The sequence below is a fragment of the Mesorhizobium captivum genome (assembly GCF_033977165.1).
GTDB lineage: Bacteria > Pseudomonadota > Alphaproteobacteria > Rhizobiales > Rhizobiaceae > Mesorhizobium > Mesorhizobium captivum.
The window spans coordinates 90,987-105,325 of sequence record NZ_JAVIJB010000026.1 but is presented as its reverse complement, the minus strand read 5'-3'; the positions used below and the strand labels follow the sequence as shown (position 1 = coordinate 105,325).

The 14,339-nt window shown below is 64.0% G+C and carries 14 protein-coding genes; all 14 read right to left on the bottom strand.

Annotated features, from left to right (window positions below; all coding sequences use genetic code 11):
* Positions 1–61 precede the first annotated feature (61 nt).
* Positions 62–865 carry a 3-methyl-2-oxobutanoate hydroxymethyltransferase gene (locus tag RFM40_RS21635; RefSeq protein ID WP_320225346.1) on the bottom strand — a complete coding sequence of 268 codons (804 nt, stop codon included), beginning with the start codon at positions 863–865 and terminating at the stop codon, positions 62–64.
* A 38-nt stretch (positions 866–903) separates the two neighbouring features.
* Positions 904–1,218 carry a MocE family 2Fe-2S type ferredoxin gene (locus RFM40_RS21630; RefSeq protein ID WP_320278171.1) on the bottom strand — a complete coding sequence of 105 codons (315 nt, stop codon included), beginning with the start codon at positions 1,216–1,218 and terminating at the stop codon, positions 904–906.
* A 28-nt stretch (positions 1,219–1,246) separates the two neighbouring features.
* Positions 1,247–2,332 carry a fatty acid desaturase family protein gene (locus RFM40_RS21625; RefSeq protein WP_320225468.1) on the bottom strand — a complete coding sequence of 362 codons (1,086 nt, stop codon included), beginning with the start codon at positions 2,330–2,332 and terminating at the stop codon, positions 1,247–1,249.
* 85 nt (positions 2,333–2,417) lie between these two features.
* Positions 2,418–3,599 (bottom strand): aldose 1-epimerase family protein, encoded by a 1,182-nt coding sequence (locus tag RFM40_RS21620; protein ID WP_320278170.1) that lies wholly within the window; start codon positions 3,597–3,599, stop codon positions 2,418–2,420.
* A gap of 4 nt (positions 3,600–3,603) precedes the next feature.
* A complete protein-coding gene (locus RFM40_RS21615) occupies positions 3,604–4,380 on the bottom strand; it encodes an ATP-binding cassette domain-containing protein (protein ID WP_320225343.1) in 777 nt (258 codons plus the stop codon).
* A 2-nt stretch (positions 4,381–4,382) separates the two neighbouring features.
* Positions 4,383–5,402, bottom strand: a complete 1,020-nt coding sequence (locus tag RFM40_RS21610; protein WP_320225342.1) for an ABC transporter permease — start codon at positions 5,400–5,402, stop codon at positions 4,383–4,385.
* 46 nt (positions 5,403–5,448) lie between these two features.
* A complete protein-coding gene (locus RFM40_RS21605; RefSeq protein ID WP_320225341.1) occupies positions 5,449–6,393 on the bottom strand; it encodes a sugar ABC transporter substrate-binding protein in 945 nt (314 codons plus the stop codon).
* Between the two features lie 69 nt (positions 6,394–6,462).
* Complete coding sequence (locus RFM40_RS21600; protein ID WP_320278169.1) at positions 6,463–7,377, bottom strand: sugar phosphate isomerase/epimerase family protein; 915 nt, start codon at positions 7,375–7,377, stop codon at positions 6,463–6,465.
* 35 nt (positions 7,378–7,412) lie between these two features.
* A complete protein-coding gene (locus tag RFM40_RS21595; protein WP_320225339.1) occupies positions 7,413–8,501 on the bottom strand; it encodes a Gfo/Idh/MocA family protein in 1,089 nt (362 codons plus the stop codon).
* 35 nt (positions 8,502–8,536) lie between these two features.
* Positions 8,537–9,607, bottom strand: coding sequence for an ABC transporter ATP-binding protein (locus tag RFM40_RS21590; RefSeq protein WP_320278168.1), 1,071 nt, complete (start codon positions 9,605–9,607; stop codon positions 8,537–8,539).
* Between the two features lie 3 nt (positions 9,608–9,610).
* The gene (locus RFM40_RS21585) at positions 9,611–10,696 is read right to left on the bottom strand and encodes an ABC transporter ATP-binding protein (RefSeq protein ID WP_320278167.1); all 1,086 of its coding nucleotides are present in this window, start codon (positions 10,694–10,696) and stop codon (positions 9,611–9,613) included.
* Complete coding sequence (locus RFM40_RS21580) at positions 10,693–11,652, bottom strand: carbohydrate ABC transporter permease (protein WP_320278166.1); 960 nt, start codon at positions 11,650–11,652, stop codon at positions 10,693–10,695. The genes RFM40_RS21585 and RFM40_RS21580 overlap by 4 nt, the downstream gene beginning before the upstream one ends.
* Complete coding sequence (locus tag RFM40_RS21575; protein WP_320278165.1) at positions 11,649–12,509, bottom strand: carbohydrate ABC transporter permease; 861 nt, start codon at positions 12,507–12,509, stop codon at positions 11,649–11,651. The genes RFM40_RS21580 and RFM40_RS21575 overlap by 4 nt, the downstream gene beginning before the upstream one ends.
* 80 nt (positions 12,510–12,589) lie before the next feature.
* On the bottom strand, positions 12,590–14,203 hold the full coding sequence (locus RFM40_RS21570) for an extracellular solute-binding protein (RefSeq protein WP_320225334.1): 1,614 nt from the start codon (positions 14,201–14,203) through the stop codon (positions 12,590–12,592).
* Positions 14,204–14,339: the final 136 nt, after the last annotated feature.

The following is a 14,339-nucleotide window of genomic DNA, read 5'->3' as shown; positions in this document are numbered from 1 at the left end:
GACATGCTTAAAATCAAGAACCTAAAGCAGGTCGCGTGAATCCTTTTTCACGCGACCTGCTTTAGGCTTTCTCGTCCACCTTCTTTATGAAGAGGCTGAATTCGTTCGGGTCCATATGCACGATATGCCTGTCTTCCGGATAGGCGCCGCTGTTGACGTCGGCGACGTACTCGGAAAACGCTGCAATGCGCTCCGCCTGCAGCCGGTCGTACTCGGCGGCGAAGTTGCGATAGACCTTCGAGTGGCGCGGCATGTGACCGCGATTGGTGCCGAGAATATCTTCGGCAAATAGGTATTGCGCGTCGCAGCCCGTGCCCGCTCCCATCGACAGCATGATCAGCGAGGTGCGCTCGGAGATCGCCTTCGCCACTTCGACCGGCACCACCTCGATCTCGGCGCCGATCGCGCCGGCGGCTTCCAACTGCTTCACCGCCTCGAACACCTGCATCGCGGTGTCGGCGGTCTTGCCAACGGCCTTGAAGCCGCCGGTCCAGGTCGCGCGGGAAGGAATGAGGCCAACATGGCCGATGACGGGAATAGCGTCGTCGGCCATGCGCTTGATGGTCGCGTAGCCGGCGCTGCAATAGACGGCATCGGCGCCGGCCTTGTAGAGCCTGAACGACCAACGCACAAAATCATCAGCGGTGCCGATCTCGTAGAAATTGTCGCCCGGCATGGTGAAGAGGCTGGGCGCCGCGTCGCGGTACTGCGGATTGAGCACCAGTTCCGGCGGCACCGAGACGATGTCGACACCGGCGCGCTCGGCGGCCTCCGCTTCTTCCAATGTCAGCACACGCAGCATGGTCAACTGCCGTTTGCCCTTCATGGCGCGCAGATCGGCAACGGTCGGTCTCTTTCGGCTCATCGATTTCTGTTCCTTCGTAGCTTGGCTGGTGCGGCCGATCAGTCGATTTCGATCAAGACTTTACCGGCCTCGACCTTGACCGGATAGGTCTTGAGGTTGACGCAGACCGGCGCGCCCTTGGCCTTGCCGGTCTTGTAGTTGAAGCGGCCGTTGTGCTTCGGGCATTCGATGATGTCGTCCATCACCAGCCCGTCGGCGAGATGCGTCTTCTCGTGCGTGCAGAAGCCGTCTGTAGCGAAGAACTCGTCGTCCGGCGAGCGGTAGATCGCAAAGCTGCGGCCGCCATGGTCGAAGCGGATCACGTCCTCCTCGTCCACGTCATCCACAGCGCAAGCTTCGACCCAGTCCGCCATCGTCTCTCTCCGGATTGATACGTGCCGCCTATTCGGCCGCGGCCGCCGTTATATCCAACTCGTGGAACTCGCTGCGATAAGGCTTGGCCGTCGGCGGCAGTTCGCGCTTGAGGTAGTAGTCCTCATATTTCAGCTGCCTGAGCAGCACCGGCCAGACCTCGCGATACGCGTGCCACATCGAGGGATTCGGCTCCGGCAGGTCGTGCTTGATCAGCTCGTGCAGCTTCGGCAGCGCGTGATAGGGCGCCATCGGGAACATGTGGTGCTCCACATGGTAGTTCATGTTCCAGTAGATGAACCGGCTGATCGGGTTCATGTAGACGGTGCGCGTGTTGAGCCGGTGATCGGTGACGTTGTCGGCTAGGCCGATATGCTGGAGCAAGCCGGTCATCACCATGTGCCAGGTGCCGTAGAGACGCGGCAGGCCGATCAGCACCAGCGGTATCCATGATTTAAGCGCGATCGCGGCAGCGATCGTCGCAACGTATACCGCAATGTGCCAGCGCGCGGCGATCACCGCCTTATACTGCTCCATCTCCGGGATGTAGCTCTTCTCGTCGTCCGACAATTTGCCGAAGGCCTGGCGCACCAGCGTCGGCAGCGAATAGCGGAAGTCGAGGATGCCGGTAAAGGCGAGCGCCGCCTTGATGAGGTCCGGCGGCCGCATGACGGCGATCTCGGCATCGCGGCCGACGATGATGGTGTCGGTATGGTGGCGGGCATGGCTCCAGCGCCACTGCACGGGATTGCGCACCAGCATGAAGGAGGCGATGTGGTAGACGACGTCATTCATCCAGCGCGTGCGGAAAGCGGTGCCGTGGCCGCATTCGTGCCAGCGCGAGTCGCTCGACGAACCATAGAGCACGCCGTAGACGAACAGGAACGGCACGACCCACCACGTGCCCCAGAACCAGATGATTCCGGCGGCCGAGCCCAGGATCGCGGCGATCCAGATGACGGTATCGCGGATCGCCGGCCCGTCCGAGCGCTGCATCAGCTCCTTCATCGTCTTGCGCGACACGTCAGTGTGGTACCACTCGGCCGAGGCGAGCCCGGTCTCGATCGCAAGCCGAGTACTTTCGCCGACAAGGCTGTAGTCGCGCTTCTTTGCCATCGTCGTCACATCGACCTCCAACCTTCTCGCACCGCTGGCGATCCGGTCCGCCGGCCGGAGGGCTTGCTATGGACAATTGTCGCGCTCATGCCCTGCCTGCCAATTTTAGGAAATTGCCGGAGGGCTGAGGATAGTCCTGCTCGGGCTGACGCGCGATGGCCGTGATCCTGCCTTCGGCGTCGGCGATCGCCTCCTTGCCGTCGAGGACGCGGAACACCGCGTCATAGGTACGGGTCTCGCCATGCTCCAGCCAGATCATCTCGCCGCGCTCGCGCGCGGCAAGGTTGCCCAGCACGTGATGCGTCGACGGCTCGATGCCGAGCGCGTACTGCCCAGCCTGGAAATTCTGCCACTGATAGCAGCAGGGCAACTGGTCCTTGCGGGTGACTACCTCGAAGCCGAGGCCGATGCGGTCGTTGACGACGGCCACCGGCACCCCGCCCTTGGCGTCGGCGCCGAGCTCGTGCTGCCAGACCTGCTCGCTGAAGCCGGTCTGCGGCGCCGGGACGCTGCGATAGCCGACCTCCTGCGCCTCGTAGCGCTCGCCGGCATGCGCCGCCCACACGACATCGCGGATCGGCGCCAGGTAGCGCGAGCCTTCGTCGAGCAGCGGATGGCCGACATTGACGTGATAGAAATACATATGCGGCGTGCGGTGGAAGCCGTGATTGACGACGCGGTCCGAAAGCCGGATCTCGTTGCCGCCGACATCGGCCTCGATCCGGCGGATCAGATGCAGGTCCTCGCCGAACACGGTTGCCTGCTGGACGATGCCCTCCGCCCAGAGCACACAGCGATCGCCGTCCCAGCGCTCGCCATATCCGGTGAGCCGCGCCGGAATGGTGCCGATGCGCCCATGCAGCGAATGGGTCACCCTCTTGCGGCCCGGATAGTTGTAATTCTCGGCCGGCACCTCGTTGCGGCCGAGTATGTGGTCGAGGCCGCAGGTGACGAGCAGGCCGGAGAACGACCGCCCCCAGGCAAAGCCGTCCTCGCCTTCATAGTCGTGCAAGGCGGGATGGCGGAAGCCGCTCGGCGAATGCCAGCTGATCGCCTGGCCCTTGTACTCGCAATCGGCGATGTCGAGCGCGCGGTCGACCAGCGCGGTGAAGCGCAGGCCCGAGCCGGTGCGGAACTCGAGCATGCGAATGCCGCGCTCGACGCCGTCGTCAAGCGTCATCAGCCGCACTCCGGCGAACTGCGACAGCATGCCGGAGCGTTCGGCGACCTGCCGGCGCGAGAGCGTCTGTCCGTAAAGCTTCACCATGCCGTCACTGCGCCCTTTTCATCAGCGCCGACATGTCGGCGCCGGTTATCAGGCTTTCCACGGTCAGAAGATCGGTGTCGGCGACCGTCTGCTCGGCGACGATCTCGCCGCGCCGCATGACGACGATGCGGTCGGCGGCCTCGAACACGTGGTGGATGTTGTGGGTGATCAAAAGCACCGAATGGCCGGCCTCGCGCATCTCCTTGACGAAGCGCAGCACGCCATGCGTCTCCTCGACGCCGAGATTGTTGGTCGGCTCGTCGAGGATGATCACTTTGGCGGCGAACTGCATGGCGCGAGAGATCGCGATCGACTGGCGCTCGCCGCCGGACAGCGTGCTGACCAGCGCATCGGCGTCGAGCTTCTTGGAGATGCCGACGCGCTTCAGCAGCGCCGACGCCGCATCGCGCAGCTTGGCAAGGTCGAGCGGCGCGAAGACACCGAGCCATTTCAGATTGACCGGCTCGCGACCTAGGAACAGGTTGCGCGCGATGCTGAGGTCGGGCGCCAGCGAGGTGTCCTGGTGGATGGTTTCGATGCCGAGATCCATCGCGTCGCGCGTCGTGCGGATCGAGACCTTCTGGCCGCGCACATAGATGTCGCCGCGATCGACCGGGAAGACGCCGGAGATCGCCTTGATCAGCGTCGACTTGCCGGCGCCGTTGTCGCCGAGCAGGGCCACCACCTCGCCTTCCCTCAGCGTCAGCGAGGCGCTCTTCAGCGCGCGCACGCTGCCGAAGGATTTTTGCAGATTCTGCAGCCGGAGCACTTCCTGCATCATGGTCAGCTCCTTGCGGCGTTTTTCTGCAGCAGAGCGTGCAGGATGAGCATGGCGAGGATGATGACCCCGACGAAGATGTTGTAGGCCAGCCCCGGCACGCCGACGAGCACGATGCCGTTGCGGATCGTGCGCAGCATCAGCGCGCCGACGATGGTGCCGAGGATCGTGCCTCGGCCGCCAGTCAGCGCCGTGCCGCCAACCACCACCATGGCGATCACTTCGAGCTCGTATCCCGTGCCCGCCACCGGCGAAGCCGCCGAGATGCGGAAGGCGCTGATCATGCCGGCAAGCCCGGCAAGCACCGAGGTGAGGATGAACAGCCAGATCTTGACGGCGTCGGCCGGCACGCCGCGTGCCACCGCGGCGTTGCGGTTGGAGCCGATGGCGCTGATCCAGTTGCCGAGCTTGGCGTAGCGCAGCACATAGACCGCAAGCAGCGACAGGCCGATGAACCACCAGAGCGAGGTGTAGAAACGGAATGAACCGACGTTGAAGCTGCCAGCGAGCAGCGTCACGAAGAACCCCGGCTCATTCCAGGATTTCAGCGGAAAACCCTGCGTGATGTAGAGCGCCGCACCCCGCACGATCAGCAGCATCGACAGCGTCACCAGAAAGGACGAGATGCCAATCTTGGTGACGATCACGCCGTTGATCGCGCCGATCGCGATGCAGAGCAAAAGCCCGGCAAGCAGCGCCACGCCGATATCGACACCGCCATTCTGCACCAGAAGCATCACCACGACCGGCGCCAGCGCGAACACCGCGCCCACCGACAGGTCGAATTCGCCGGCGGTCAAGAGCAGCGTCATGCCGAGCGCAATGATGCCGAGCTCCGGCAAGAACGCCATCATGTTGGAGATATTGAGCGGCGACAGGAAATTGCCGTCGGCGACCGCGAACACCGCGAGCAGGACGACGAGAATGACGAAGGAGGAGAATTGCGGCGAGCGCATAAGGCTCGACCTGCCTTTCCCGCTCCTTACGCCGTCTTCCGCGGTGATTGCCATGACTTGCTGAACCATGCTTGCTGCGTGGCGCCCGCCGCGCGCGCGGTGGACGCCGATTTCCTTACTTCTTGTCGTAGAGCTTCAGGATCGGCTCGACGCTGGAGGCGTCGTAGAGGCCGAAGGTGTGGATGTCGTAGCCGATCGGCTCGCCGGACGCCGCGAGACCGAGCAGCGCGACTGGCATGAAGCCTTGCGCCGACGGATACTGCCAGGCGGCGGCGTTGACGAACCCGTCCTTGACCGCCTCGGCCGTCTCCTTCGAATTGCCCCAGCCCACCACCGGGATCTTGCCGGCCGGAATACCGGCGCCGTCGAACACCCGCTTGACGCTGGCGGCCACGGAGTCGCCCAGCGCGATGATGGCGGGCGGATTGTTGGCGACCATATAGTCGGTCATCTTGGCGATGATGCCGGCCGGATCGGTGCCGCAGTCGACCACGTCATATTTGATGCCGAGCGGATCGAAGACGCCGGCGATGCCCTCGGTCTCGAGCTGCTGATAGCTGGCACCCGGAACCTCGACCGGCAGGAAGACCTTGTCGCCCTGCTTCACCATCTTGTGGTCGACGAGATACTTCGCCCAGATGGCGCCGGCTTCCTTGAGGTCAGCGCCGACATAGGCCTGGCGTCCGGTCGCCGGATCGTCCGTGTTGAAGAACACGATCGGGATGCCGGCCGCCTTCGCAGCCTTCACTTCCTCGGTCCACAGGCCGGGCTGCGCCGAGGTGGTGGCAATGCCGTCGGGCTTGGCGGCAAGCGCCGAATTGAAGGCTTCCTTCTGCGCCGCCATGTCGCCGCCGCTGAAGGAGATCTTGCAGGCCACCTTGAGCTGGTCGCAGGCCTTGGTGGCGCCGGCGTTCCAGTCGATCCAGAACGCGTCCGACGGACCGCCATGCGACAAAAGGAAAAATGTCTTCTGGCCATCCTGCGCCTGCCCGGCTGACCCGAAGGCAACACTGGCCAGCACAGTCGCTGCGGCCGCCAGCTTCAATCCAAACTTCAACATCTCGTTTCCTCCACTCTCATGTCTGGCAAAGGATACCGGCGCCGCCCAGAAAGGCGGGGCCGTGCAGCCTCACAGGCCGTTCTCGCGGAACCTCCCGTCGAGGAACTTCTTGGCGCGCGGCACGTCGTCCTCCGACAGATGCTCGATGATGACCGGGATGTTCGGGTGCTTCTCGGCGAGCCGCTTGAGGTAGAGATCGTAGTTCAGCGAGCCGAGGCCTGGCGCCGGCAGCTCGATCTCGCCGACGCCGCGGAAGGTGTGGCTTTCCATCGCATCGGCGTCGCCGATATCGGCATGCTTTTCCGACTTGTCGCTGCCCGAGCGCTTGACGTCCTTGGCGTGGGCTATTCTGATCTTGTCGGTCAGCGTGTCGAAGACCTGGTTCAGGATCTGGTCCATCCGGTCGATGTTGTGGGTCTCGAAATAGTTGGTCGGGTCCATCAGCAGGCCGAGGCCGGGATGGTCGACCTGCGCGAACATCTTCACCGTCTCTTCGACCGAACCGACGACGTTGTTGACATAGGTCTCGAGCAGAAAGACCGCGCCGTGGTCGTAGGCCGTCTGGGCAAGGTCCGCGATCACCTTGCGGCATTCCTCGAACCCTTCTTCGGTCTTGTTCTTCGGGTGATGTACCCAGTCGGACTCGGTGTTGTAGGTACCGGTCTCCGAGATCACGAAAGGCGAGCCGAAATGGCGGGCGTTGCGGATGATCTCCTTGAGATAGCCGACGCGCTTCTCGCGCTCCGCCTTGTCCGGATGGATGATGTTGGTATAGCCCGACACGCAGCAGACTGGCAGATTATGATCGCGGAAGGTGTCGCGCACCTTCTTCGCCTTGTCTTTGGTGATCTGGCCGGCCGAGAGGTCGATGTCCTTGAAATGCAGGTCGAGCTGCACCGTGTTGAAACCGAGGCCGCGGATCTTTTGCGCCGTCTCTTCGAGGCCGTATGGGAAATACCCCGTGAAAATGCCTGCCTGCATCATGGTGTGAATTCCTCCCTGTAAGCGATTCAGTTGATTCAGTTTGTGGAGATTTCGGAGAGCTTGACGGTGCGGCCCGACGCGATCGAGCGGTAGCCCGCCTCCACCAGCGCCATGGTCTTGACGTTGTCGGCGACGGAGAGCGCCGGCGGCGTGCCGGTCTTCACCGCGTGCTGCAGCTGTTCCATCACGCCGATGAAGGCATGCGGGAACCACATCGTCTCCCAGCTTGGGCTGACCCATTCGCCGCCGGTCGTCTCGGCCGAAGCGTAGGTCAGCGTCGAGGCAGAGCCCGTCGGCCAGCCGATCGTGCCCTTGGCGACGCCCTTGGTGCCGTCGACGCGCCAGTTGATGTGCTGGTCGTCCTTGTAACCTTCCTGGCGCGGACCGGACCACACATCCTCCAGCGAAACGGCAAGCACGCCGGACGGGAAGCGCAGCGTCGACACCGTGATGCCGTCGGAATGATCGAAGCGGGTGCGCGGGTCCTTGCGCGTCAGCGTGGTGATCTCGTCGGGATCGCCAAACAGGAAACGCAGCACGTCGAGATGGTGCACGCTCATGTTGGCGAGCGTCAGCCGGTCATAGTCCTCGAGGAAGGTCTGCCAGTGCGGGATCGCGTGCATGTCGATCTGCGCGAAGACGATGTCGCCGAGCTCGCCGTTGTCGATGATCTGCTTCAGGACGCGCATCGACTGGTCGTAGCGCATGTTCTGGTTGACCGAGAGGATCTTGCCGGCCCTGGCTGCCTCGTCGCGCAGCTTGACCGCCTCTTCCACCGTCAGCGCCAGCGGCTTCTGCGCCAGGATCGCCTTGATGTGCGTCTGCTTCAGCGCATGGCGGATGAGCGCCGGCTGCTGGTCTGGCGGGAAGGCGAGATCGATGATCTCGACTCGTTCGTCCTCGATCAGTTGCTCCGGCGTGTCGTGCACGGTCGGAATACCCCAGCGGGTGGCAACCTTCTCAGCATTCGCCTTGGTGCGCGAGGCGATCGCCACCACCGGAAAGCCTGCTTCCTTGTAAGCCGCCAGATGGCACTCGGCCATGATCATGCCGGCGCCGACGCAGCCGATTTTGTAGTCCTTGGTGCGAACCTTGACGTCCGGCTCGAAGCCTTTGCTTGCCATCTCTTCCTCCCGAAATTCTGTGCTTGCGGCCGCCGTCACAACGCGGCTCCGTCCTGGCCGAAATAATGCACTCTGGCCGGCTCGCAGGATATCGCCACCAGCGCGTCCGGCCTGATGTCGGGCTGGCCGCGCAGCAGTGCCCTCACCCGCGCCTGCCCGGCGGCAAGTGTCACCACGGTGTAGCCGCCGAGCGGCTCGACCTCGAACACTCGCGCCGGGCGGCCCTTGCCCCCGTCCGCCATCTCATTGTCTGCCCAGGGACGCACCTTGATGTCTTCGGGCCTGAGCCCGATCTCGATCGCCTCGGCCGGCGCCTCGGCGTCGGCAATGCGGATTGCACCTTCGGCCGCCTCGACCCCGCCGGCGCCGCGCACCGAGGGCAGGATGTTCATCATCGGCGAGCCGAGCATGCGCGCCACATAGGCGCTTGCCGGACGATCGTAGATCTCGGCCGGCGCGCCGATCTGCCTGATGCGGCCGTTCTCCAGGATGGCGATACGGTCGGCGACCGACATCGCCTCCTCCTGGTCGTGGGTAACGTAGATCAGCGTCTTGCCCAAATCGCGCTGGATGCGCTTCAGCTCGACGCGCGTCTCCTCGCGCAGCCGCGCATCGAGCGCCGAGATCGGATCGTCCATCAGATAGGCGGCCGGATCGCGCACCAAGGCGCGCGCGATCGCCACGCGCTGCCGCTCGCCGCCGGAGAGCTGCGCCGGCGGCTTGTGCAGGATATGGCCGATATGGAGCTTGGCCGCGACATCGGCGAGGCGCTTTTCGATCTCGGCTTCCGCGACCTTCCGCTCGACCAGCGGGAAGCGGACATTGTCGCGCGCGCTCATATGCGGGAACAGCGCCAGGTTCTGGAACACCATGGCGACATTGCGCTCGGCCGGCGAGACACTGTTGACCGGCTTGCCGCCGATCTGGATCTCGCCCTCGTCCGGCACCTCCAATCCGAGCACAAGGCGCAGGATCGTCGACTTGCCCGAGAGCGGCGGGCCGAAGAAGCAGAAGAACTCGTTGTCGTTGACGGTGAACGAGGCGTCGTCGACGGCAAGTGTTTTGCCGTAGCGCTTCGTGACATTGCGGAAAACGATGTCGGCCATGTCTCAGCCCGCCCTCACTGCGAGGCCGGTGGCGGCGTCGAAGACACGCACCGACGAAGCCGGCGGCGCCACGATCGCCAGCTGCCCGATCGACAGCCCGACATCGTTCTCGAAAACCGCCTTCACCGCACTGTCATCTTCGCCCAGATGAACGATGGTGCGCGCGCCGATCCGCTCGACGAATGTCACCGGCATCGACAGCCCGCGCTCGGCAAGCGTCACCTGCTCCGGCCGGAAGCCGTAGAGCACCTCTCCGCGCGCCGCGCGCACGGCCGGAGCGAGCTCGTCGGGCAAGGGTGGCGTGACGCCGAGCGGCCCGAGATCGATCACCAGCCCGCGATCGCTTTCGGCGGGCCTCCCCTTGAGCAAGTTCATGCCCGGCGCGCCGATGAAGCGGGCGACGAAGACGTTGGCCGGATTGTTGTAGACCTCGAGCGGCGTGCCGACCTGCTGCAGCCCGCCATGATCCATCACCGCGATACGGTCGGCCATGGTCATCGCTTCGAGCTGGTCGTGCGTGACATAGACCATGGTCTGCTTGAACTGGCGCTGCAGCTGCTTGAGTTCGGTGCGCATCACCGCGCGGAAGGCCGCGTCGACATTGGACAGCGGCTCGTCGAGCAGGAAGATCGCCGGCTCCATGATCGCCGAGCGGCCGATCGCGACGCGCTGCAGGATGTTGACCGAGAGCCGGTCCGCCTTGCGGTCGAGCAGCGGTGAAAGCTGCAGCATCTCGGCGATGGCGCCGACGCGGCGGTCGATCTCGACCTTGGCGGCGCCGCGCATCTTCGGCCCGTAGGTGAGGTTCTGCCGCACCGTCATATGGGTGAAAATCGCGTAGTTCTGGAAGACGAAGCCGACGCCGCGCCGCCCCATCGGCACACCGGCCATGTCGCGCTCGCCGAACAGGATTTTTCCGCTGGTCGGCTCTTCCATGCCGGCGATCATGTTCATCGTCGTCGACTTGCCGCAGCCGGAAGGCCCGAGCAGCGCCATGAACTCGCCGTCGGCGATCGCGAGGTCCATCGTCTTTAGCGCGGTGAAGTCGCCGAATTTTTTGACCAGGTTCTTGAGGTGGATCGCGCTCATGCCGCCAACTCCCGGGCCTTCGCCATGCGCTTCATGGCGTAGACCGCGACGATCGAGAGCACGATCAGCATGGCTAGAGCGATGGCCGCCACATAGCCCCAGATCAGGTCCTGGGTGGTGACCTTGTAGATGTAGACGGAGATCGTCTCGGTGGCGACGCCGGGGCCGCCGCCGGTCATGATGTAGAGCGTGTCGAAGATCTTGAAGTTCTCGATCACCCGGATCGCCAGCGCGATGAAGATGATCGTCTTCATCTTCGGCAGCACGATGGTGGTGAAGCGCTGCCACGCGTTGGCGCCGAGCAGCGTCGCCGCCTTCATTTGGTCCTCCGGCACGCCGACAAGGCCGGCAAGCAGGATGAGGAACATCAGCGGCGTCCACTGCCAGATGTCGGCGATCATCACGGCGATCAGCGCCAGCGTCGGATCGGAAAGCCAGGCGATGGTGACGGGCGTTCCGACGATATTCGACAGGATGTCGTTCACCGGTCCGCCCGATTGGAACAGCATGAAGAACATGTAGCCGGCGACCGCCGGCACCACCATCATCGGCATCAGCAGGATCGAATAGAAGATGCGCTTGCCGGGAAAGTCGTCGGCGAACAGCGTTGCAAGGGCCAAGCCCAGCAGGAACTCCGCTGGCACGCAGACGACCATGACGATCGCCGTGCGCTGCAAAGCGCTCCAGAAGCGCGCGTCGGCCATAAGATCGGTATAGTTGGCAAAGCTGTTCCACATCTCCCAGGCGTTCCACCAGCCGATGCCGGAAAGCGGCGACCAGTCGGTGACGCTGATGTAGAGCTGCATCAGGAGCGGGAAGGCCGAAATGAACAGCACCAGGATCTGCGCCGGCAGGGTAAGCCGGAAGCCAAGCCGCGCGCCCTCGTCCCGCAAGGCCGGCTTGCCGCACGCGGTGCCCATCTCGTCCTCCGGAATCGTGGCGGTCACCGCGCTCATTGCTTGAGCGCTCCGAAGGTCAGTCCGCGCACCAGATGGCGCTGGATAGCGATGCCCAAGATGACCGGCGGCACCGCCGCGATCAGGCCGAGCGCCGCCTTGGCGCCGTAGAGCTGTCCGGTCATCGAAGACGACAGCGACGCCATATAGACAGGGATCGTCACCCATTCGCGCGTCGTGAGCAGCAGCGCGATCAGATAGTCCGACCAGTTGAGGATGAAGACGAAGAGCGCAGCACTTGCCAGCGGCGCGCGCATCATCGGCAGCGTGATGCGGGTGAAGACGCGCAGCCGCGAGCAGCCCTCGACGAGCGCTGCCTCCTCGATCTCGCGCGGCATGTCGTCGAAGAAGGTCTTCATCAGCCAGAAGGCGAAGGGCAGCGTGACGATGCCGTAGATCAGTGCCAGCCCCCACCAACTGTCGGTGAAGTTGAGAAACGACCACATGATCATCACGGGAATCATGACGGCCATGGGCGGAAACAGCCTGAGCTGGATCAGCGCCAGCGGCAGGTTCTGGCCGGAGCCGAAACGCGACAGGCCGTAAGCGGCCGCGGTGCCCGCCGACATGGCGATCGCGGTTCCGAACACCGCCGAGAGCAGCGACGACAGGATCGGCTTCAGCGCCGTGCGGTCTAGCGCCACGATCAGGCTGTTGGTGGATTCGCCGAATACGAACTGGAAATTGCTGAGCGTCGGGTTCTTCGGCCACCAGGCCAGGTCGGCACCTGTGGCCGACCATTCGCCGATCGGCTTGAAGGCCATCGACGCCATCCACAGGATCGGCACCAGCGTCACCGCGATCGCCACGAAGATCGCGGCGTAGCGGAATATCTCGAAAGGAACGGAACGCTTCATCTGGCTGCTTTGCTGGTGGCGTTGTTTCGAAGGGGAGGAGCAGTGCCCCCTCCCCTCCTTTTCTGATCCAGGGAGGCGGATCAGGCGATCGAGTCGAGAACCGTCGGCCAGGCCTCCTTATTGGTCTTGATGGCTTCGAGGAGCTTATCCTCACCGGTGCGCCGCGCGATCTTCTTCCACTCGGCCTCGGTGTCGGCCATGGCCTGCTCGGGCGTCTTGGCCTTGGTCAGCGCGGCGACGAGGTTCTCGTCGAGCGCGTTGTGGAAAGCCGTAGCGCCGGGATAGTTGATGGTCGGCACGGTGCGCGCCACCGTCTCGCGCACCACGTCCATGTGGTAGGCGTGATAGGTTTGGCGGACCAGCGGATCGGAGAAGTCCGAGAGGCGGAACGGATCGAAATAGCCGCCCGGGTTGGCCGTCATCCAGGCATAGATGCGGCTCGATCCAAGCCACTGCAGGAAGAGATAGCAGGCTTCCGGATTCTCGGACTGCGCCGAGACCGAAGCCGACAGGTTGAGCCACAGCACCGAGCGGCTGACCAGCTTGCCGTCGATCTCGCGGCCGGGCGGCAGCATCGAGCCGATCTTGCCGGTGACCGCGGAATCCTTGTTGCCGGCATTGTCGAGGAATTTCGGCAGGTTGGAGAAGGCGCAGGTCATCGCCGCGCCGCCCTTGGCGAAGTTGCCATACTGCTCCGGCCAGCCCCACGAGATCGCGTCCGGCGAATGATGCGCCAGCGAATCGACATATTCCTTCGTCGCCGCGATGCCCTGCTCGGAATTGATCAGCGGCTTGCCTGCGTCGTCGAACAGGTATTGGTTGGGCGAAGCCATCGAGACGTAGCGCTGGTACCAGTTGGTGTAGCCCCAGCCCTGGTTGCGCAGGTCGGTCGAGCCGAACAGGCCCTTGTCCGGGCGATGGAAGAAGGCGGCGATGTCGCCATGCTGCTTCCAGGTCCTGGGCGGCGCGAGATCGTAGCCGTACTTGTCCTTGAAGGCCTTCTTCTCGGCCTCGTCGCCGAACAGGTCGGTACGGTAGACCCAGGTCTGGAAGTCGCCGTCGAGCGACACGCCATAGGTCGAGCCGCGATACTGGTTGAGCAGCGAAACGCCCTTGGCGCCGTTGACGTAACCGCGCTCCGGATCGTCCCATTCCGGCTTGTGCTGGGCGACGAAGTCGTCGAGCTTGATGATGCCGCCGGTCTCGGCGAGGTCGCCGAGGCGGTTCCATTCCACCGCATAGATGTCATACGCCCCACCCTTGGTGGAGATGTCCTGCATCGTCTTGGTGAATTCCTGGCCGTTCGGCACGCCGACGACTTCGAGCGGAATGCCGGTTTCCTTTTCCCACAGATCCTTGATCGACGGCGCTCCTGCGGGGAACGGCTGCGTCAGTTGGCCGATCGAGCCGTCCGAGAGGCCGAGCACGATCTTGGCCGGCGCCTTGCCGGCGCCCTTCATCGCCTTGATCGCCTCGATGGCGCGCCCTTCCGGCGTATCTGGCCCGTATTGGTAGCGCTCGGCACCGTCGAAGCCGGTCGGCCCGCCGATCATGCCGGGCGCCAGCGCGTCGGCAGCGAACGCGCGGCCCGGGCGAATGAATTGCGGGGCAATGCCAGTCGCAGCAACCAGCACCGCCGCCTTTCCTCCGGACGCCAGCAGGCGGCGCCGCGAGACGCGGATCAAATCAGTCATTGGAACTCCTCCCTCAAGGGCCTGTTCCTCCATGGCCCTTATGAGGGATATTGACGGAACCATATCGAGCCTGTCAACATCATAAATACTCAAAACACGTCATAAGATCGCAAACGAGGGAGAGAATGCAGTCCGC